Annotated in this window: 12 protein-coding genes and 3 tRNA genes; 6 read left to right on the top strand and 9 right to left on the bottom strand. The window is 58.8% G+C overall.

Features of this window, described 5'->3' with window-relative positions; all coding sequences use genetic code 11:
• Positions 1–2: 2 nt before the first annotated feature.
• Both ACNY69_RS12465 and ACNY69_RS12460 read right to left on the bottom strand, forming a co-directional pair.
• The gene (locus tag ACNY69_RS12465; RefSeq protein WP_293770386.1) at positions 3–920 is read right to left on the bottom strand and encodes a transcriptional regulator GcvA; all 918 of its coding nucleotides are present in this window, start codon (positions 918–920) and stop codon (positions 3–5) included.
• A gap of 331 nt (positions 921–1,251) precedes the next feature.
• Positions 1,252–1,476, bottom strand: coding sequence for a YgdI/YgdR family lipoprotein (locus ACNY69_RS12460; protein ID WP_111140820.1), 225 nt, complete (start codon positions 1,474–1,476; stop codon positions 1,252–1,254).
• Between the two features lie 209 nt (positions 1,477–1,685).
• Here ACNY69_RS12460 and csdA point away from each other — a divergent pair, with 209 nt between their 5' ends.
• A complete protein-coding gene (gene csdA / locus ACNY69_RS12455) occupies positions 1,686–2,894 on the top strand; it encodes a cysteine desulfurase CsdA (protein ID WP_418798536.1) in 1,209 nt (402 codons plus the stop codon).
• 2 nt (positions 2,895–2,896) lie between these two features.
• Positions 2,897–3,352: a cysteine desulfurase sulfur acceptor subunit CsdE gene (csdE, locus tag ACNY69_RS12450; RefSeq protein WP_111140822.1), complete on the top strand. Its 456-nt coding sequence runs from the start codon at positions 2,897–2,899 to the stop codon at positions 3,350–3,352.
• On the opposite strand, the gene tcdA is transcribed toward csdE, so the two are convergent.
• On the bottom strand, positions 3,331–4,143 hold the full coding sequence (gene tcdA / locus ACNY69_RS12445; protein WP_293770392.1) for a tRNA cyclic N6-threonylcarbamoyladenosine(37) synthase TcdA: 813 nt from the start codon (positions 4,141–4,143) through the stop codon (positions 3,331–3,333). The two genes, csdE and tcdA, sit on opposite strands and share 22 nt — an antisense overlap.
• Before the next feature lie 48 nt (positions 4,144–4,191).
• Complete coding sequence (gene mltA / locus ACNY69_RS12440; protein WP_418798534.1) at positions 4,192–5,340, bottom strand: murein transglycosylase A; 1,149 nt, start codon at positions 5,338–5,340, stop codon at positions 4,192–4,194.
• 203 nt (positions 5,341–5,543) lie between these two features.
• Between mltA and ACNY69_RS12435 the strand changes: the two genes are divergently transcribed.
• From ACNY69_RS12435 to ACNY69_RS12425, 3 genes are all read left to right on the top strand, one after another.
• Positions 5,544–5,620: transfer RNA gene (locus ACNY69_RS12435), tRNA-Met, on the top strand.
• Between the two features lie 59 nt (positions 5,621–5,679).
• A tRNA-Met gene (locus ACNY69_RS12430) sits at positions 5,680–5,756 on the top strand.
• A gap of 53 nt (positions 5,757–5,809) precedes the next feature.
• Positions 5,810–5,886: transfer RNA gene (locus ACNY69_RS12425), tRNA-Met, on the top strand.
• Positions 5,887–5,997: 111 nt separating this feature from the next.
• On the opposite strand, the gene amiC is transcribed toward ACNY69_RS12425, so the two are convergent.
• On the bottom strand, positions 5,998–7,242 hold the full coding sequence (amiC, locus tag ACNY69_RS12420) for an N-acetylmuramoyl-L-alanine amidase AmiC (protein ID WP_418798533.1): 1,245 nt from the start codon (positions 7,240–7,242) through the stop codon (positions 5,998–6,000).
• 232 nt (positions 7,243–7,474) lie between these two features.
• Between amiC and argA the strand changes: the two genes are divergently transcribed.
• A complete protein-coding gene (gene argA, locus ACNY69_RS12415; protein ID WP_418798531.1) occupies positions 7,475–8,803 on the top strand; it encodes an amino-acid N-acetyltransferase in 1,329 nt (442 codons plus the stop codon).
• Positions 8,804–8,854: 51 nt separating this feature from the next.
• Here argA and recD read toward each other — a convergent pair whose 3' ends face one another.
• The 4 genes from recD to recC form a co-directional block, all read right to left on the bottom strand.
• Positions 8,855–10,696, bottom strand: a complete 1,842-nt coding sequence (gene recD, locus ACNY69_RS12410) for an exodeoxyribonuclease V subunit alpha (RefSeq protein ID WP_418798528.1) — start codon at positions 10,694–10,696, stop codon at positions 8,855–8,857.
• The gene (gene recB, locus ACNY69_RS12405; protein ID WP_111140828.1) at positions 10,693–14,232 is read right to left on the bottom strand and encodes an exodeoxyribonuclease V subunit beta; all 3,540 of its coding nucleotides are present in this window, start codon (positions 14,230–14,232) and stop codon (positions 10,693–10,695) included. The genes recD and recB overlap by 4 nt, the downstream gene beginning before the upstream one ends.
• Positions 14,229–17,120 (bottom strand): pitrilysin, encoded by a 2,892-nt coding sequence (gene ptrA, locus ACNY69_RS12400; protein WP_418798525.1) that lies wholly within the window; start codon positions 17,118–17,120, stop codon positions 14,229–14,231. Before ptrA ends, recB begins: the two co-directional genes overlap by 4 nt.
• A 108-nt stretch (positions 17,121–17,228) precedes the next feature.
• Positions 17,229–20,606 carry an exodeoxyribonuclease V subunit gamma gene (recC, locus tag ACNY69_RS12395; RefSeq protein ID WP_111140830.1) on the bottom strand — a complete coding sequence of 1,126 codons (3,378 nt, stop codon included), beginning with the start codon at positions 20,604–20,606 and terminating at the stop codon, positions 17,229–17,231.
• Positions 20,607–20,662 lie beyond the last annotated feature (56 nt).

Here is a 20,662-nt window from a genome sequence, read left to right as displayed (position 1 = left end):
TGTTATTGTTGGTAACGAAAGCGGAATTTTTCTTGTTCTGTTGCGGCTTTTGCCAGGATCCACTGTCGGAAGGCGGCTATTTTACCCAGTTCTGCCTGACTGTCATGACAAACCAGATAAAAAGCGTTTTTACTGACCAGCACATCGTTAAACGGGCAGATTAAGCGCCCGGCCTCGATCTCGCTCTGCGCCATCACATTATTCGCCAGCGCCACCCCCTGACCATGAATCGCCGCCTGCAGCACCATCGCGCTGTGGCTGAAGATTGGTCCCTGCTGCACATTGATATGCTGCAGTCCCAGCTGACGAATATAGGATTGCCAGTCCCGCCGCGAGGCGTCATGCAGCAGGGTAAAGCGTGACAGATCCATCGGCGTTTTCAGCGGATTATCGCCGGTCATCAGCGTCGGGGAACAGACCGGCAGCAGATATTCGGCATAGAGTTTTTCGACCCGCAGCCCTGGCCAGTTACCGCGCCCATAGAAAATCGCCACATCGACATCGTCGGCCAGCTTCTCTTCATCGCGGTCCACGGCCTGGATGCGCACGTCGATTCCCGGATAAGCCATATTAAAGCTGGAGAGGCGAGGCACCAGCCACTGAATGGCGAAACTCGGCAGCAGACTGACGGTCAGTGCACCCTTGGCACTGCGCGCCTGCAGTTTGCGCGTCGCTTCATTAATGGCGGAGAAGATCTCTTTGATATCGAGATAGTAGCTTTGTCCTTCCTCGGTCAGTAACAGCGAACGATTCCTCCGGCGAAACAGCTTTAACCCCAGAAAATCCTCCAGAGATTTAATCTGATGGCTTACAGCAGCCTGGGTGACAAACAACTCTTCAGCGGCTTTAGTAAAGCTTAAATGGCGTGCGGCTGCGTCAAAAACACGCAGTGCGTTGAGGGGAGGAAGGCGTTTCGACATGGTTTTCCGTATCCGGCGCGGCGAAAAATACGCAGGCTTATACAAAGCGTTTACGTATTAGAATTTTTAATCCGAGGCATTATAATTTGTCCGTTGAGGAACCACCAGCAAATACCTATAGTTGCCGCACTTCCAGAGCCGGAACGAAAAGTTTTTAGATTTGTGAGTGAGTTCGCAGATTTTCTGAAAGCTTTTGGCTTGTGGTCGTGATGTTGTGTTTGCAATTTTTGATCCGACGATTGCGTATCGAACTCTTAATTCCTGTAGATTTACCCTGTCTGTCCATGGTGATTTTAAATAGCACCGCAAATTGCGGTGCTTTTTTTTGCTCTTACTGGCCTGATTCAACCATTTCTTTGACGTCAGAGCGGTTGATCTGCTGCTCGTTGCCATTCGCATCTTTATAGCTGATCATACCGGTGTCATTATCGACCTTCGGCTTGCCGGCAGCCACGATAGTGCGGCCATCATTAGTATGCATAACGTAGTTGCTTGAACAGGCGCTCAGGGTGAAAGCCAGAGTACATACGGCCAGTACTGCGGTAAGTTTATTCATCTGCTATCTCCTTGTAGATTGATTGCATTAAACCGCCCGCGTTACGCTAATCAGAGGCAGCCGAAAAGTGAGATCGACTACGAAACGTTGCGTCGTTATGCGGGTCTGGTTCAAACCTTGCAATATTCAGCATAACGCGCTTTTTCAGCTTTGCCAGACGCAGACCATTCTTTCAGTTTGGTCCTAATTATTCTCATCATGGACCCGGCATGACCGCATTTAATCCCACCGCTTTTCGCCAGCAGTTTCCCGCGCTCACTGACGCCGGGGTGTATCTCGACAGCGCAGCTACCACGCTGAAACCCCACGCCGTCATTGAGAGTACACAGCAGTTTTACAGCCTCAGCGCCGGCACGGTGCATCGCAGCCAGTTCGCTGCCGCCAGGGACCTGACGCAGCGCTATGAACAGGCGCGCAGTCAGGTGGCCCGCTGGCTTAATGCCGCTGACGATCGTGAAATTGTCTGGACGCGCGGCACCACCGAAGCGATAAATCTGGTGGCCAACAGCTGGCTGCGGCCGCGCCTGCAGCCGGGTGATGAGATCGTGGTCAGCGAAGCCGAGCATCATGCCAATCTGGTTCCGTGGCTGATGGCCGCCAGGGCCTGCGGTGCCCGCGTCGTAAAATGGCCGTTAGGTCCGGATCGCCTGCCGGATATCAGCCAGTTACCTGCCCTGCTTAACAGCCGGACGCGGCTGCTGGCGGTGGGTCAGATGTCGAACGTCACCGGCGGCTGTCCCGATCTTGGTCAGGCGATCGCGCTGGCTCATGGCGTGGGAGCGAAAGTCATGGTCGATGGCGCGCAGGGTGTGGTGCATTGCCCGCCGGATCTCCAGGCGCTCGACATCGACTTTTACGCCTTCTCCGCCCATAAGATTTACGGCCCGATGGGGACTGGCGCGCTTTATGGCAAAGCGGAACTGCTGGAGGCGATGGCGCCGTGGCAGGGGGGCGGCAAAATGGTGACTCAGGTTGATTTCAGTGACTTCACCCCGCAGCCGGTGCCCTGGCGTTTTGAAGCGGGCACGCCAAATGTGGCGGGCGTCGTGGGATTGAGTGCCGCGCTGAGCTGGCTGTCGCAGTACGATCTGCAGCAGGCTGAATGCTGGAGTCAGCGGCTCGCCACTCAGGCTGAGCAACAGCTGGCGGAACTGCCTGGCTTTCGCAGTTTCCGCTGTGGCAACGCCAGCCTGCTGGCGTTTAAGTTTAACGGTCTGCACCACAGCGATCTGGTGACGCTGCTGGCGGAACAGGGCATCGCCCTGCGCGCCGGTCAGCACTGTGCGCAGCCGCTGATGGCGGCACTGGGCGTCAGTGGCACGCTGCGCGCCTCTTTTGCCCCCTATAATAATCTGCAGGATGTTGATGCGCTGGTGCATGCCATGAAGCGCGCCATTTCGCTGTTATCGGAGTTTTAGCAATGAGTTCATCGCCGTTAGCGCCACACCCGTTTGGCGCAGAGATCACTGTCGCTACGCTGAAGGAGAGCTTTGGTCGCTTTCATCAGTGGGAAGATCGTTATCGCCAGCTGATTCAGCTGGGCCGTCAGTTGCCCGCGCTGCCAGAGGAACTGAAGCGCCCGGAGATTGAACTGAGCGGGTGTGAGAACCGGGTCTGGCTGGGCAGCCAGCGACAGGAGGCGGGTACGCTGCACTTCTATGGCGACAGCGAAGGACGGATTGTGCGTGGCCTGCTGGCGGTGCTGCTGACTGCCGTTGAGGGTCAGACGCCACAGCAGCTGCTGGCCAGCGATCCCCTGCAACTTTTTGATGAACTGGGTCTGCGCGCCCAGCTCAGCGCGTCACGCAGCAGCGGCCTGCAGGCGCTGGCCGCCGCGGTAGAGCACGCCGCGCGTCAGGCGCTGGCGACGTCCTGACGCGCGGCGCGCGCCAGAAACTTCTTCAGCGCATGCGAAACGGCCACAAAGCCAAAGGTGGCGGTGACCATGGTGGCGGCGCCGAAACCGGATGCGCAATCCATTCGCTTCGGTCCCTCTGCCGTGCTGCGTGAGGCACAGACGCTGCCATCGGCCTGCGGATAGACCAGCGCCTCGGTGGAGAAAACGCAGTCGATGCCCAGTTTACCCTTACTGTTTTTTATCACGCCCAGGCTCCTGAGCCGTTCGCGCAGCTTCGCCGCCAGCGGATCCTGAATGGTCTTTGCCAGATCCGCGACCTGGATCTGCGTTGGATCAATCTGACCACCCGCGCCACCGGTGGTGATCAGCGGGATCTTATTCCGGCGACACCAGGCGATCAGGGCCGCTTTAGGCCGCACGCTGTCAATAGCATCGATCACATAATCAAAACCGGCAGCCATCAGGTCTGCGGTGTTCTCTGGCGTAATAAAATCATCAATGCAGATCACCTCACAATCAGGATTGATGGCACGCAACCGCTCTGCCATGACCTCTGTTTTGGCCTTGCCGACATTGCCCTGCAGCGCATGCAGCTGACGGTTGGTATTGGTGATACAGACATCATCCATATCAATCAGGGTGATTTTACCAATCCCGGTGCGTACCAGCGCCTCCGCCGCCCAGGAGCCGACGCCGCCGATTCCGATGACGCAGAAGTGGGCGTCAGCAAACCGTTGCAGCGCATCCTGACCATAGAGACGCGCCGTGCCGCCAAAGCGCTGATGCCAGGCGTCATTTAACACTTTCATAGTTGAACCTGTAACGTCGTGCGGGCCCGCAGGCCCGCAGAGAAGAAATTAGTTAGCGCCGAGGAGCAGTGAACCATTATTACCGTTTTGCGGGCTGGAGAACAGCGGCTGTCCGGCACCCGGCGCGGCTTTCAGTACCCAGACGCGGCCATAGTGATTATAGAAGCCCGCCAGATGCGCGGCATCGGGACCGATACCCTGATAGATATCAAAGTGCTGTCCTTTAATCGCGCCGCCTACGTCCAGGGCCACCATCAGGCGCATCTCATATTTACCGTTGAACTTGCCCTTCTCATTGAGCTGTGGCACCTCCGCCAGCAGTACCGTGCCCGGTGGAATGATGGAGCGGTCAGAGGCGACAGAGGCTTTCGCCACCAGCGGCACCGCGCTGGCGCCGCGTACCGGCGTAAAAGGCTCAGCTTTAAAGAAGACGAATGACGGGTTGGTTTCCAGCAGTGCGCGCACTTCCTGAGGCGAGTGCTCCTGCGCCCACTGACGGATCGCCTGCATCGACATATCTTCGCGCTTTACTTCGCCGCGGTCGATCAGCTCTTTACCGATACTATGGTATCCCCAGCCATTTTTACCGGCGTAACCAAAGAAGGTCATCGGGCGGCCGTCGCCAAAATCGACATAACCACTGCCCTGCACATCCATCATGAAGTTATCAATCAGCGAGTTGCTGTAGGCAATAACGTAGCGGTCATCGAGTGCGCCACTGTAGATAGAGGCGCGGCTCGGTAATTTTTCACCCCGTTTACGTGGTGGCATCCGATAGATTGGGTACTGGAATTCACCCTGACGGGTGTAACGCGCTTCCACTACCGGCGTGTAGTAGCCGGTAAACTGCACGTTACCGTAGTTGTCCGTGCCCTCCATCTGCCAGGCATTCAGGCCATACTGACGAAGCTGTCGGGTATCAGCCCCCGCCATCAGCCAGCTCTCAATCGCACTGTAGGTGCCACTCTGACGGCCATAGAGCGCCGATGAGGCGGACTGGATCTGGCGTACCTGCTCACCAAAGTCCCGGCCGTTTACCGGTGCGCCTTTGGCATTGGGCTGATTCACCAGCGCCAGCGGCTGTTCCAGTTTGCCATCTTTATATTGCTGACCGCGATCGGTCGGTTTAGAGCTACAGGCCGCCAGCAGCGTGATCAACGTGCCAGTGAGTGCATACTTCACCCAATGAAATTTCATTCTCTTCTCTTCTTATAACTGTTCGCCCCGCGACGATAGCAAAGCCCCCGGCAGAATGAAATGCATCCGCTTTCACGCTGTGCGGATCAGTTCAATAATTAATCAGATGGGCGGTTCCTTCAGCAACTGGCTGTTAATTTAGCTTTTATCTGTAAAAAGGGGTTGCATCAATCAGCGCGGAGAGTATAGTGCGCTTCCACGGACGCGGGGTGGAGCAGCCTGGTAGCTCGTCGGGCTCATAACCCGAAGGTCGTCGGTTCAAATCCGGCCCCCGCAACCAATACTTCTGAGGCAGTTTTCAGAAGTCACAATGTGAAAAGTCGCAATGCGCAATACGGACGCGGGGTGGAGCAGCCTGGTAGCTCGTCGGGCTCATAACCCGAAGGTCGTCGGTTCAAATCCGGCCCCCGCAACCAACACTTCTGACGCCGTTTTCAGAAGTCACAATGTGAAGTCAGTATGATACGGACGCGGGGTGGAGCAGCCTGGTAGCTCGTCGGGCTCATAACCCGAAGGTCGTCGGTTCAAATCCGGCCCCCGCAACCAATCATTTAAACACCTGAAAGGGTGTTTTTTTGTTTCTGGCGTTCCCGAATCCTCTTTTGCGCCCCCTCCGCCCTGAAAAGCGTGCGGATAGCCCGGGCTATCCGCCTTGCATTACCGATGGGCCAGCGCCACCCCACTCTCTACATAGGCTTTGATGCCATCCAGAATCGCCTGGGCTACCTGATGCTGATAGCGGGTGGTTCGCAGTTTACGCTCCTCCTCCACATTACTGATAAAGGCCGTTTCAACCAGAATGGAAGGAATGTCCGGCGCTTTGAGCACCGCAAATCCGGCTTGATCCACCGTGCGTTTATGCAGGTGGTTGATGCGCCCCATGCGATGCAGCACCTCTTTACCGAACTTCAGGCTGTCGTGAATCGTCTGCCGCTGCACCATATCGAACATGGTGTGGTCGAGATAGCGGTCACCGCTTTTGCTGACGCCGCCTATCAGGTCTGATTCGTTCTGCGTCTGCGCCAGGAAGCGGGCGGCTGCGGAGGTCGCCCCGCTGGTGGACAAGGCGAACACCGAGGATCCCCGCGCCGCGCGGCTGGTAAACGCATCCGCATGAATAGAGACAAAAAGATCGGCGCGCTGCTTGCGGGCTTTGGCAACCCTGACCCGCAGCGGAATAAAGACATCTTCGTTGCGCGTCATGTAGGCTTTCATGTTGGGCTGTTTGTCGATCAGCGCTTTCAGTCGCCGGCCAATCTTCAGCACAATATCCTTCTCGCGGGTCTTATATTTGCCGTGCGCGCCAGGATCTTCGCCGCCGTGGCCGGGATCGATCATGATGATAATCGGCCGGTCGCGTCCCGCTTTGCCCGGCAGAGGAGCCTGTACCCCTTCATCTTTCTCCAGATCGCCCTGGTTGTAATCTTTCAGCAGCGCCAGCAGCGGATCATCTTCCACATGATCCTGGCTCGGATAGAGGTCAACCACCAGCCGGTGATTGATCCCGGCGACCGGTGCCAGGTTAAAGATTTTCGGCGCGACGTTGCGCTTCAGCTCCAGTACCACGCGCACCGTGTTGCTGTCGAACTGGCCGACGCGGGCATTTTTGATAAAGGGATCGTCGACCCGGACCTGCTTATCCACCCCTTTCAGGACCGGATTAAGGTGCAGGCCCTGGATATCGATCACCAGGCGATCGGGATTTGTCAGGGCAAACTGTTTGTACTTCAGTGCAACGCTGGACTCCAGCGTCATCCGTGAATAGGTGGATGAGGGCCAGATCCGCACGGCCACAATGTGGTTTTTGGCCGCCAGCCCCGTGCGGCTGACGCTTAACAGCAGTAAGGCGCCTGTCCCCTGTAAGAATCGTCTGCGTGAAAAATGGGAATTACCGTCTGACATGCCGCTCCAGCTGCTGTGTTATGTCTGAAAATGCGCCAGTTAATAAAATGGCGGCGAAAACTTTATCCAATCCGCAGCATGATGTCACCCCGGAAACCCTAAATAATGCAGGCTGTTAGCGGCTTTGACACCCGAAAAAACGTAAATTTTCGTCAGGATAAAGGCTTGCAAAATCGCCTGTAAAAGCATAAAAATACATAAAATACGAATAAACATTCATTGAGGGTTGGCCGTGAAGGAACGTAGTACCGAGCTGGTTCAGGGTTTTCGCCATACCGCTCCCTATATCAATGCCCACCGTGGCAAAACCTTTGTCATCATGCTGGGTGGCGAAGCGATTGAGCATGAGAACTTCTCTGGCATCGTCAACGATATCGGCCTGCTGCACAGCCTGGGCATCCGGCTGGTGGTGGTCTATGGTGCGCGGCCGCAGATTGATGCCAGCCTCGCTCAGCAGCAGCTGGAGCCGGTTTATCACAAGTTCACAAGGGTCACCGACGCACAGTCCCTGGAGCTGGTGAAGCAGGCGGCTGGCCGGTTGCAGCTGGATATCACCGCCCGCCTCTCAATGAGCCTTAACAATACACCGCTGCAGGGCGCGCATATCAATGTCGTCAGCGGCAACTTCATTATTTCACAGCCGCTGGGCGTGGATGATGGCGTGGATTACTGCCACAGCGGGCGTATCCGTCGTATCGATGAAGAGGCGATTCATCGCCAGCTGGATAACGGCGCCATTGTGCTGCTGGGCCCGGTGGCGGTTTCCGTGACCGGTGAGAGCTTTAATCTGACCTCCGAAGAGGTAGCTACCCAGCTGGCCATTAAGCTCAAAGCGGAAAAGATGATCGGCTTCTGCTCTGAACAGGGGGTGCTGGACAGTGACGGCGAAATTATCTCCGAGCTGTTCCCGAATGACGCCCAGGCCCGAATCGACGAGATTGAAAAAGAGGGTGATTATCTCTCCGGCACCGTTCGTTTCCTGCGTGGCGCAGTAAAAGCGTGCCGCAGTGGCGTGCGCCGCAGCCACCTGATCAGTTATCAGGAAGATGGTGCGCTGCTGCAGGAGCTCTTCTCCCGCGACGGTATCGGCACGCAGATCGTGATGGAGTCGGCAGAGCAGATCCGCCGCGCCAACATCAATGATATCGGCGGTATTCTCGAACTGATCCGTCCGCTGGAGCAGCAGGGTATTCTGGTGCGTCGCTCCCGCGAGCAGCTGGAGATGGAGATCGACAAGTTCACCATCATTCAGCGCGATAATCTGACCATCGCCTGCGCCGCGCTCTATCCGTTTATGGATGAGAAGATCGGCGAGATGGCCTGTGTGGCCGTGCATCCGGACTATCGCAGCTCATCCCGGGGTGAGATGCTGTTGCAGCGCGTAGCGTTGCAGGCGAAGCAGATGGGGCTGGAAAAACTGTTTGTGCTAACCACCCGCAGCATCCACTGGTTCCAGGAGCGCGGCTTTACCCCGGTCGATATCGAGTCACTGCCGGAGAGTAAAAAAGAGATGTATAACTATCAGCGCCGTTCAAAAGTGCTGATGGCCGACCTTACCTGAGGCTCAGAGTAATCAACAGGCGGCTTACCGGCCGCCTGTTCCCTGCCCTTCTCAGCCGCCTGCGCCCAGGCGCTCGACCAGACCGCTGCGTCGCTGCGTCTGCAGCTGAACCGCACGCTGAAACACCCCCGGCTCGCTGTAGATCGTCAGCTGCCGACGTGCGCGGGTGATCGCGGTGTAGACCAGTTCCCGCGTCAGCACCGGCAGAAACTGCGTCGGCATCACCAGCGCGGTGTGGTCAAACTCCGATCCCTGCGATTTGTGCACCGTCATTACCCAGGCCGTTTCGTGTGACGGCAAGCGGCTCGGCTGAATGGCCTTGATGGATCCATCCGGCAGCGGGAAGAAGACCTTGAGGTTGCCCTCCTCATCGCGCAGTGTAATGCCAATATCGCCATTGAACAGGCCAAGCGCGCTGTCATTCCGGCTGATCATGACCGGTCGTCCGGCATACCAGCGGCTGCCGACGCCGGGACGCCGGATGCGCTGTAACTGCATCAGCCGCTGTTCGATGCGCTGATTCAGCCCCTGCACGCCAAATGGCCCTTCACGTAATGCACACAGCAGTTGATAGCGGCCAAACGCGGCGATGACCTCCGCCGGTGGCGCCTGTTCTCTGATGAGCTGCAGGAAAGGCTGATATCCCTGCGCGACCTCATCCAGCATCGTCTGATAGGCTTCGGCGCTGTTCAGCGTCTGGTAGCTGACATCTTCGCAGGCCGAGGTAAACAAGGCATTGACCTCTGCTGCATCCCCCCGGTTGATCGCTTTAGCCAGCTGGCCGATGCCTGACCTGGCGTCAAAACGATAACTCTTTTGCAGCAGGCAGATACTGTCGCGCACGGACGGCGCCTGCATATCATCACTGCCCTCAAGGGCACAGCCGGTCAGCCGCGCGAGCTGTTCTGCCCGCTCCAGGCTATAGCCGCCCTCGGTGCAGCGACAGATATCGCCCAGCACGGCCCCCGCCTCAACCGAGGCGAGCTGGTCGCGATCGCCCAGAAAGATCACACGCGCATGGCCTGGCAGCGCAGCGATCAGTTTTGCCATCATCGGCAGGTCAACCATCGACGCTTCATCAACGACCAGCACATCCAGATGCAGCGGATTTCCGGCGTGGTAGCGCATCCGCTGGGTATCGGGCTGGGCACCCAGCAGACGATGCAGCGTAGTGGCTTCGGCCGGAAAACGCCGACGCTCTTCGTCGCTGACGGCCAGATCCTGCAGGGCCCTGCCCAGGGATTCGGTCAGCCTTGCTGCGGCTTTGCCGGTTGGTGCGGCCAGCTGGATCCGCAGCGCGCCCGGATTGAGCCGAATCAGTGCCGCAAGAAGCTTCGCCACGGTAGTGGTCTTGCCGGTGCCAGGTCCGCCGGAGATCACCGCCGTCTTGCGGGTCAGCGCCACAGCCGCCGCAATCTTCTGCCAGTCCTCTGGCTGGTCACCGAACAGCGTGTTCAGTACCTCGCCCGCGGCCTGGATATCGAAGGCAGTTTTCATCTCCTGAGCCGCAAAGAAGTCGGCAACCCGGCCTTCACTCTGCCACAGCCGGTGCAGATACAAACGCTGGTGGCTCAGCACCAGCGGCGTCACCCGACTGCCGTCGCTGACGGCGGGCCAGTCAGCCAGATGTGCAGGCCAGTCATCCGGCGCGCCCGCTGCCTGCCAGATCGCCTGGGCCAGCGCAGGCTGACGACCGGCAAACAGGTTCGCTTCAGAGAGGTGACTCAGCGGCAGGCAGACATGTCCCTCACCGGCTTCAGCACTGACGCAGGCCGCTGCCAGCAGCAGCGCGGGCTGTGATTCCGGCGCGATCAGCCGCGCGAACTGAATATCCAGCGGCCGCAGGAGGCGCTTCTCTGCCGCCTGCAGCAGCAGGCTCAGCATCTCACTCATAACCCCTCCCCGGGTTGACCAAATAGTGCATCAATCTCTTCCACAAAGGCTTCGTCAGAACGGGTCGCAAAGATGCCGTTATCCGGCGAGCTGCCATCCATCCCGCGTAAAAACAGATAAAATACGCCGCCAAAATGTTGCTCGTAGCGGTAGCCGGGCAGACGATGCCGAAGATAGCGATGCAGCGCCAGCGTATAGAGCTGATACTGCAGATCGTAGCGGTGGCCGATCATCGCCTGCGCCATCGCCTCAGGGGTGTAAGCGGCGTGACTCTCCCCGAGCCAGTTCGATTTATAGTCGAGCAGATAATATTTGCCCTGCCAGCGGAAGACCAGATCGATAAAGCCCTTGAGCATTCCGCGCACCTGGCGGAAATCCAGAGCGGCGGCCTGCCGGGAAAGCGGGTCATGCCGCCGCAGCAGCGCGTCGAGCCCGGCCGCAGTCAGCAGGTTGTTGATCGGCAGGTAGAACTCCATCTCAATCAGGCGTTCGCTGCTCTTTATCGCCGACAGCGTCAAGCCCTCTGCGTTGAGCGGGGTGCGCAGGACGCGTTCAATCCACTGCTCCAGAACCGGCAGCCAGCTGAGCGGATAGCCATTATGCTGCAGCTGATCTTCGAGCCAGATGCGGTCCGGTGGTTCGGTAAAGTCGATCGACTCAAACAGACCATGTAAAAACGTGCCGGGTGCCGCACCGCGCGGAAAATGGTGAGGCGTCAGCGTCGCCTCTTCGCCAGTCTCCTCCTCTCCCGCCGCGTCAATATCGAAGCTGGGCAGCGCATCCAGCAGCGGTGAACTGTGGTGCTGTTGCAGGCCAGAGTAACTGGTGACCCGCCAGAGATCCGTCAGCGTGCGCGTCATGTCACGGCTGCTTAATGCTTCATCCCCCTGCCGGGCATCCTGCCACATCTCGCCGGGCAGCAGATCCTCTTCTGTCAGGGCAATGCCCTCACCGGTTAAGGCGTTCAGACGCTGGCTGAGCTGCCGGGCATCGGCCGCCTCACCCTGCTGCACCAGGTAACCCAGTGCGCTCTTGTGCAGATCGCTTTCGCCCTCTTTTTTGCGGCTGCCTTTGATCAGCGGTGCAATACCGACGCTGCAGTGATAGACCGAGCGGGTCAATGCCACGTAGAGCAGACGCAAATCTTCCGCCAGACGCTCCTCTTCGGCCAGCGCCAGACTTTGAGCATCGCCCTGTACATCCAGCAGCGCCGTAAAGGTGTCACGGTCATGATAGAGCGCGCTAGCCGCCTCGCGGAATCCGGCAGCAAACGGCAGCCAGACCAGCGGATACTGCAGCCCTTTCGATTTATGGATGGTGATGATCTGCACCAGGTGCCGATCGCTTTCCAGACGCAGCTGCTGGCTGGCAGCCTGGCTGTTTGGCCGGGCAATCTGCTGCGCCAGGAAGCGCACCAGCGCGTGCGGGCTTTCCAGCTGCACCGACGCCTCCTGCAGCAGCTCACCCAGATGCATCAGGTCCGTCAGCCGCCGCTCACCATTCTCCGAAGCCAGCATATTTTCCGCCAGCTGCCGTTTAATCATCACATCCCGCAGCATCGGCAGGACACCGCGCTGATGCCACAGCTGCTGCCAGACGGCGAACTGCTCCACCAGCGCATCCCATTCGCGTTCGTTCTGCGTCAGCGCGTCGAGCGTTGCCGCGTCGATGGCAAAAATGGAGGTTGCCAGCGCGCTGCGCAGCAGACGCTCCTGTTCCGGTGCCTGTATCGCCTGCAGCAGCCAGAGTAACTCGCGCGCTTCCGGCGTGGTGTAGACGCTGTCCCGGCTGGAGAGGTAGACCGACGGGATCGCCAGCGCATTCAGCGCATCGCGGATTAACCCGGCCTCATTGCGACTGCGCACCAGCACGGTGATATCGGACGCCTGCACAGGCTGTAGCGCCTCGCCTTTGCCCAGCAGGGCGCGTCCCTGCTGACCGGCGACCAGCCAGCGGCTGATGTCGGCCGCACACTGCTGCGCCATAAACTGCTGGTAGTCACTGCTGCCGACACCCTCGCCCGGCTGCAGCCAGAAGCGCAGCGCCGGTTGCTGCTGCTGATCAAACGTCAGCGTCAGCGACTGATTCGATGCTGCGGGCTTCACCGGCTGGAAGGGGATCGCCGAGAAGAGAAAAGGCGAATCGACCTGCGAAAAGAGGCGGTTGACGCCCGCGACCATCTCCGGCGATGAGCGCCAGTTGGTGTCCAGCGTATAGTGAGCGCTGACTTCGTTTCTGGCCCGCAGATAGGTAAAGATATCCGCGCCGCGAAACGCATAGATCGCCTGCTTGGGATCGCCGATCAGAAACAGTGCCTGCTCCGGCTGATTAATGTAGAGCGCGCGGAAGATGCGGTACTGCTGTGGATCGGTATCCTGGAACTCATCGATCAGGGCAACCGGGAAGCGTGCTCTGATAGTGTCAGCCAGCAGGACGCCGCCAGGCTGCTGCAGCGCCTCATCCAGCTTACTGAGCAGATCGTCGAAGCCTAACAGCGCACGAAGCCGCTTCTCACGCTGCACCGTAGCACGCACATCGGACAGCGCCTGAGCGATGATCACATCCCGCAGCGACAGCGGCTCTGCCAGGAACTGATCGATCGCCGCAAACAGCGCATGACGGGGCGCGTCGCCCTTTTTGGTTTTCTCCTCCAGCACCTGCTGCCCGAATCGCTCCAGCTCTTTGGGCAGCTCGTAGTCCAGCGTCTCACTGCCAGCCCACTGCGTGACGCGGGCCACCCAGTTGGGCAGATGTTTGCTGCTGTAGCTGCGCTTATCAACGCCTGATGCGCTGATGATCCCTGCCACATCCGCACTCAGCGCCTGCCACTGCTGCTTGATGGCACTGATACGCGCCAGATTACGGGCGTGACGTTTCTCCAGCGTCTCATCGGCTGCGGGCGGGCGTTTCAGCCCCGGCGACTCCCCCTGCAGCCAGGGGCGCAGCGTGGCCAGCAGGCTGTCTGGCCCGCTCCACTCTGCGGCGATGATCCGCGCGACATCCAGACTCAGTGGATAGCACTGACGGCGCCAGAAATCGGCGGTCGACTGTTTCAGCAGCGCCTGCTCATCTTCAATCAGCTCCTGTTCGAACAGCATCCCCGATTCAAAGGCATTGAGGTTGAGCATCCGCTGACAGAATCCGTGAATAGTGAAGATGGCGGCTTCATCCATCTGCCGTTCAGCCGCCAGCAGTTGTGCGGCTGCCTGACTCAGATCCGGCATCTGCTCCAGCAGTAACTGGTGCATCGGATTGCTGCTTTTGCCGCGAATGCAGGCCAGACGTAACTGATGAATATTCTCGCGGATGCGTCCGCGCAGCTCAGCGGTCGCGGCCTCGGTGAAGGTCACTACTAAAATTTCTTCCACAGAGAGCGGCCGGCTGTAAGCATTTTCGCCGCCCAGACCCAGCAGCAGTCGCAGATAGAGCAGACCGATGGTAAAGGTTTTTCCGGTACCTGCGGATGCCTCAATCAGCCGCTCGCCCCTGAGCGGCAGCGTCAGTGGATTCAGCGAAATAGCAGGTCGCTGCGTCATGGTGTTTCACTCTTTACCGGCAGCGACTGCTGCAGTTTTGCCACTTCAGCCCAGGTTTTCCAGCCAGGCTGCCGGGCAAATTCGGCTTTACCATTGCCGATGCCGGCAATCTGTGAGGTCATCACCATGCCTTTGTGTTCAATCACGGCGCGCCGGAAAAAGTCCGCCAGGCTGACTGGGGTGAGTTGCTGCACCTGCTCGATCAGTTTCTGCCGCGTATCAAACCGGTCGTTCTGACGGTCAAAGTCGCGGCTGAAGCGATCGGCCTCTTCATACAGCGTCTGAGGACGCTGCTGCAGATCGTTGATCATCGCCTGCTGATACTGCACAAAATCGGCCTGACTCATGCTGCGCAATCTTTTTTCTGCCTGAGGATAGAACGCCTGGTACCGCTGCAGCAGCCAGCCGGGCTGCCTGCTGTTACTTTGCAACAGGAAGCCGAGGCCCCACTGACGTCCTACTGGCATCTGAAAGGCAAACACCGCATAGCCGAGCTGCTCTTTGGTGCGCAGCTGATTGTAGAACCACGGCTGCACGATCTGGCTCAGCATCGCGCTGTTTGCCATGCTCTGATATTCACTGTATCCCAGCGGCACATAGAGGGCGGCCAGAGCAGAGTCCGTGCTGCTGCCCTGCTGCTGCAGGTTAGCTTTCAGCGGTTTGTTAAAGGTGACGAACTGGCTGGGCCAGTTACGCGGCGCACGGCTCTGCATCTGCTCTCTGAGCTCATGCCCCAGCCGGATCACGCTCTCCGCGCTGAGGTTGCCCACCACCATCATCTCCGGCGTTGCATCACGGAATAGTGCATCGCGGTAGTCGGTGACATCCCGGAGTGAGATCCCACTGACCAGCCTGCGGCGCGTTTCGCGCTGGGTGTAGGGCAGCTGCGACAGCAGCTGCATCGGCTGAATAGCCTGCTCAAACGCCTTGCCTTTTTCCGCCGCGTCGAGCCGCTCCAGATACCAGGATTTAGCCTGCTCCAGCTGCTGTTCTGTCGGCTGGAAACTCGCGTACCCTTCCACCAGCTTCTTCAGCAGCGTCGGCAGACGCTGAGTAAAGCCATTGGCGCTGAACACCAGCCCTTCATCTTCGCCGGTTGAGAAACTGATGCCGCCGACTGAAGCCTGTGAGTTCAGCTCATCCAGCGCCAGGCTGGAAAGGTAGTCATTCAGCCCGAACAGCACCTGCTGACGGGCATCGCTGATAGCGTGCTGATTGCGCAGCGCCAGGGTTATCGCAGCTTTCGGCTCGCTGGCATAGTAACGGCTGGGCATCCAGTAAATACGCATCCCATCTTTATTATCCAGCCTGATCGGATGGGTGTAGGTTTTGCCGTCTGACGGTAACAGGGTGAAATCATCCGGGATATAGGGATTGAGCACCGGCATCGCCAGGGTGATCTGGCTGGCGCGCTGCTGCCAGTCAGCGAAGGTGGCTGGCGTGATTTTCTCAACCTGATAGGGTGCCTCAACGAAATAGGCCTTTTTATCGTGTGGCTCCTGCGGGCTGATGTACCAGATGCGCGCATGCTGCGGCGTCATCTCTTCCAGCCGGGCGTGTATCGCGGCCGCGTCATACTGGTCCGCCAGATAGGGGGCATCCAGCGTATGTTCAACCGGGACACGCAGCATCGTATCTACCAGCCACTCGATGTAGTCCATATCGCGGGTGATGGAGGGATAACGAAAGTCCAGCGCCAGTACGTGCGATACCTCATCAAAGTAGCGTTTATCATCGCTCTGCTGACGCAGCAGATTGATGTAGCTGAAGATTGCCGCCACCACCTCGTCACGCTGTGCCAGACCTTTATCGGTCAGGGAGGCGGTAATCGCGAAGACGCCGCTGTTACGCTCGGTCATTGGGTCAGCGCCCGCGTTGACACCGTCAGCCAGCCCCTGCTTCTGCAGCCAGTCGGTGAGCGTGTTTTTGCTGCGGTTGCTGATCAGATAGCTGATGAGCGTATCGGTTTTACTGCGGAAGCGATCGCTGTTGTTAGCGATGCGGAACTCAATTTTGAGCTGCTTGCGCGGCTGAGCCGGAACGTAGTGAATAATGATGCCCTGCTGTGCCTCGGTCACCACCGGCACCCGGATCTCAGGCACGCTGGCATCATGATTCTGCACCCGGCCAAAGGTTTTTGCCGCAATCGCCGCCATCTCCGGCAACGGCTTGTTACTGTAGATAACCGCCTTCATCAGGTTAGCGGAGTAGTGGGTGTGGTAGAAATCCAGCAGAGCCTGATGCAGTTTGCTGCCAGGTTTATCTTTCAGGGTATCGAGATTACCGCCCGAGAAACGTGACGCCGGATGCGCCGGGTTCAGGGTTTCCGCGCCGACCTGCGCCATACGCAGCCCGTCGCGCGAGCGCGCCATCGTCAGTTCGGCATTGACGGCATGGCGTTCGCGATCGGCGTTAACCGGATCCAGCAGCGGCTCAGCCACCGCATCGGCCAGCCGATCAACCGCAGGCGCCAGCGAATCATTTTCCACTTCCAGATAGAAAGCGGTGCGATAAGAGGCGGTACTGGCATTGTGACTGCCGCCATGCTTTTTCAGGAACTCAGCCAGGTTGTCCGGCTGCGGATAGTGCTTTGAGCCCATCAGCACCATGTGTTCCAGATAGTGCGCCAGTCCTGCCTGCTGATCGGGATCGTCCAGCGAACCTATCGGCAGCGTCAGCGCGGCCAGGGATTTCGGCGCAACCGGATCGGAAACCAGCAACACCGTCATGCCGTTATCCAGCCGGATCGCCTGATAATGGCGCGGATCCTGTTCACTTTTGCGAATGGTCTCATTAACCGGCTGCCAGCCTGATGAGCTCTCCGCCAGAGCCGTGCAAGCCGTCAGGCCGAACACCAGCGCCGCTATCCAGCGTGCGTATACCCGCATGTAAACTCCTCTCGTTTCCCGATAAGCCGCCAATTTCTGACCCGGCGGCTCAAAGCAGAGCAAAATTGCTGTGTAATCAATCAGTGTGCTAATACGTGTACTGAGGGGTTATTCATCGTCCTGATGCGCCGTCAGCACCGGCAGATACCAGCGCTGTGCCGCCTCAGTGATCTGCTGCAGCTGCGTTTCATCCAGCGTCCGGCAAAGACGCTGCAGATAGGGATCGCCCCCCTCACCTTCCACCTGATAGTTACCCTGCCAGGCGGTCAGCAGGCGATTACGCGCTTTAAGCTGCGTCGCCTCATCGGTAAGCAGCTGCTGACTTTTTTTGTCATAGCTGGCGGTGAGCCAGGCGCCCCCGCTTTTGTTAAGCAGCATCAGCGGCTGCCGCATTCCGGCCAGATAGCCCGCAACATACTCGTTCAGCGCCGCAGTGGCCTCCGTCTGCGGCACCGCCAGAAACGTCCAGCGGCTTTTCTGGCGGCCAAACATCCGGCTGCTGCCGGTGCCGCCCAGCGCGCAGTAGACCAGGTGCTCCAGCCAGAGTAACAGCCCGTCGTTCATGTTGAGCACGCCGGGCCGCCAGCGCAACAACCCATCGTCCTGCACCTGCGTCAGCCAGCCGGTTAAGCTGACCTGGTCCAGGGGCAGATTGACCTCCCAGCTTTCGCCATCGCTGCGCTGCGTAACCACTTCTGCAGCGACTTCCTGCATCTCCTCGCGCTGTGCCTGCCAGAACAGCTCACCGAACGCGCCATACGGCAGATTACCGGCCGCACGATGATGTGCGTAGAGCCGTTCTGTATCCTCACCTTCAACCAGCGCATTCAGCAACTGCGCATTGATCTGATAACGCTCCAGATTGTCGAGCGCGAAAGGCTCACTGTCAGGCAGTTCGTTCTCCTCCAGCCAGAAGCTGACGCCGAGCCGCTGGTGGAACCAGGCGCGCACCGGATGCCGCCAGAAGCGCAGAAACGCCTCCAGCGTCAGCGTCTCAATCTCCGGGGCGGCCAGCGGCTGCACAAAGTCAGGCTGTGGCTGCCCCGCTTTCTGCGCGGCAGGCAGCCATTCGCGGGCAAAACTCTGCACCCGGGCAGCGGGCTGGAAGTTCTCCGCATCAAACGGCATCCGGCTGTGCAGATGCTGCAGGTGGTTCCGTACCCGTTCCGCACTCTCATCCAGCTCCAGATGACCGTCTCCCTCCAGATAGAAACTCTGTCCGATGTAATCCAGCAACTCTGTGACCAGCACGGAGGGGTAGCGTTCCGTATTATCCTGAATCGCCCGGCCGATATAGCTGATGTAGAGCTGTCGCTGTGCAGAGATCATCGCCTCCAGAAAGAGATAGCGGTCATCATCCCGGCGGCTGCGGTCGCCCTTGCGGGACTGCTGCTGCATTAAATCGAAGCCCAGCGGGGCTAACGTACGGGGATAGACGCCATCGTTCATCCCCAGCAGACAGACCAGCTGGAAGGGAATAGAGCGCATCGGCATCAGGGTACAGAAGTTAATCTGTCCGGCCAGGAAACGCTGACTGATGCGCTGCTGGTCAAGCCGGCTGCGCAGATCGTCGCGCAACAACGCCACCGGAATCGCCTCTTCAAAGCGCGCAGCCATGCCGTAGTCGATCAGCTGCTGCCACTGCTCCTCGACCAGCAGCAGTGCGGCCTGGGTTTCTGCGTCGGGACTGAAAAAGGCGTTCAGCAGTTCACGGCACAGAGGCAGCCACGCCGACAGTGGCCGGGGTTCCGCCAGCCGCTGTCGCCAGTCGTTAAGCCGGGAGAGCAGCTCTGCCAGATGCCCTGCCAGCTCTCCCACCAGGCCACTCGACTCGTCATAGGGCAGGATCCCTTCCCAGTCACCGTTGTGGCTCTCCATCGCATAGCCCAGCAGCATACGCTGCAGGCCAAAACGCCAGGTGTGCTGGCCGGTAACCGGCAGTGACAGCGCCTCCACGCTGGCGTCATCCAGCCCCCAGCGCACGCCCGATTCGCTGACCCAGCGCCGCAGCAAACGCAGGCCGCTTTCATCGATAGAGAAGTGAGCAGCCAGCGCCGGAACGTCCAGCAGTGCCAGCACATCTTCCGAGACGAACCGGCTATCCGGCAGCGCCAGCAGTTGCAGAAACGCCACAATGGCCGGATGCGCCTGACTGGCGCGTCGGTCTGAAATAGCAAAAGGCAGATAGCGATCGGCTGGCGCATTGGCAAACACCGCCTGTATGAAAGGCGCGTAAGCGTCGATATCGGCCACCATGACGATGATGTCACGCGCTTTTAAATCGGGATCGGCCTCCATCATCGCCAGCAGATGATCCTGCAGGACTTCGACCTCTCGCTGGGCGCTGTGGCAGACCTGTACCGCAATCGAGCGATCGTCCGGATCCAGGCAACGCTTCCGATCGCTGTGTGCCAGTTCCACGGCGTTCAGTCCGATGATGGCGTTGTCCTGCAGATTGAGAAGATCGTGCTGCATACAGTGCAGCAGGTTGTCCGGCTCAACATCCACAAAGGCATCGATATCGTCATTTGACTCCATCTGACTGAGCAGGAAGAGGTTGTCACGTCCCAGCTTGCCCCAGGAGGCGAGCAGCGGATTCGTCAGCTGTTGTTCCCCGGCGTCGTTAAACAGCGCCGGTGCCTGCGCTGCATCGCGAAAGAGCGCGCGCGTTTCATCTGCTCCGTGACGCCGGCGCTGACGACTCTGCAGTTTTGCCAGAAACGCGTAATCCTGAATATCGCCCCAGTAGTCACGACAGGGATTGGTGAACAGCAGATGGATATCAATGTGACGGCCCAGCGCCTGCAGCGCCTGCAGATAGACCGGCGGCAGCGCCGAAATGCCACAGATAAACACCCGCTTTGGCAGCGTGTCCGGTGTGCTTTGCGCCTGCTCCAGCGCCTGAATAAAGCGCGCATAGAGGTTGGCGCGATGCCATCCCGGCTGGCGCAGGGCTTCAGTATAGCTGACCAGATCGCGCCACAGGGCGGCCTGCCAGCGCTGCGCCTCTCCCAGCCCGTCAATGCTTTCACCGCGCTCCCAGCTGTTGAGCCAGTCGGCACGGTAGACCAGATACTGGTCGAAGAGATCGGCGACACGGGAACTGAGCTGAAACAGCTTACGCCTGTCACCGTCGTCATGAAGGTAGTGGCGTAACGAGATGAACTCATCCTGCTCCAGCATGACCGGCAGCCGGTGCATCAGTTTCCAGCTCATGCTGGCCTTGCTGAAGGCACTCTCTACCGGGATGCCGGGCAATACCCGGACAAACATCTCCCAGATAAAACTGGCGGGCAGCGGAAACTCAATGTTGGCCGCGATACCAAAGGTTTGCGCCAGCTCCATCTGCAGCCATTGCGCCATCCCGGGGCTCTGCACCAGGATCATCTCGGAGGCGAAGGGGTCATCAAGAGGGTCATGTTTAATCACCGCAGCCGCCAGAATCTTCAGCACATCAAGCTGATTTGAGTGATAGACGTGAAACATGAAAACTCCTGTGATAACGCTGAACATGACTGCGGTATTGCGGCCCTGTCACTTTA

The sequence above is a fragment of the Pantoea graminicola genome (genome assembly GCF_048452665.1).
In the GTDB taxonomy this organism is placed as follows: domain Bacteria; phylum Pseudomonadota; class Gammaproteobacteria; order Enterobacterales; family Enterobacteriaceae; genus Pantoea.
The sequence above is the reverse complement of the archived record's forward strand: the minus strand, read 5'-3'. Positions and strand labels throughout refer to the sequence as shown.

Excerpts from the sequence above, each read along its gene's own strand:
- ACNY69_RS12465 (WP_293770386.1), bottom strand. The coding sequence starts at position 920 with ATGTCGAAACGCCTTCCTCCCCTCAACGCACTGCGTGTTTTTGACGCA.
- ACNY69_RS12460 (WP_111140820.1), bottom strand. The coding sequence starts at position 1,476 with ATGAATAAACTTACCGCAGTACTGGCCGTATGTACTCTGGCTTTCACC.
- csdA (WP_418798536.1), top strand. The coding sequence starts at position 1,686 with ATGACCGCATTTAATCCCACCGCTTTTCGCCAGCAGTTTCCCGCGCTC.
- csdE (WP_111140822.1), top strand. The coding sequence starts at position 2,897 with ATGAGTTCATCGCCGTTAGCGCCACACCCGTTTGGCGCAGAGATCACT.
- tcdA (WP_293770392.1), bottom strand. The coding sequence starts at position 4,143 with ATGAAAGTGTTAAATGACGCCTGGCATCAGCGCTTTGGCGGCACGGCG.
- mltA (WP_418798534.1), bottom strand. The coding sequence starts at position 5,340 with ATGAAATTTCATTGGGTGAAGTATGCACTCACTGGCACGTTGATCACG.
- amiC (WP_418798533.1), bottom strand. The coding sequence starts at position 7,242 with ATGTCAGACGGTAATTCCCATTTTTCACGCAGACGATTCTTACAGGGG.
- recD (WP_418798528.1), bottom strand. The coding sequence starts at position 10,696 with ATGAGTGAGATGCTGAGCCTGCTGCTGCAGGCGGCAGAGAAGCGCCTC.
- recB (WP_111140828.1), bottom strand. The coding sequence starts at position 14,232 with ATGACGCAGCGACCTGCTATTTCGCTGAATCCACTGACGCTGCCGCTC.
- ptrA (WP_418798525.1), bottom strand. The coding sequence starts at position 17,120 with ATGCGGGTATACGCACGCTGGATAGCGGCGCTGGTGTTCGGCCTGACG.
- recC (WP_111140830.1), bottom strand. The coding sequence starts at position 20,606 with ATGTTTCACGTCTATCACTCAAATCAGCTTGATGTGCTGAAGATTCTG.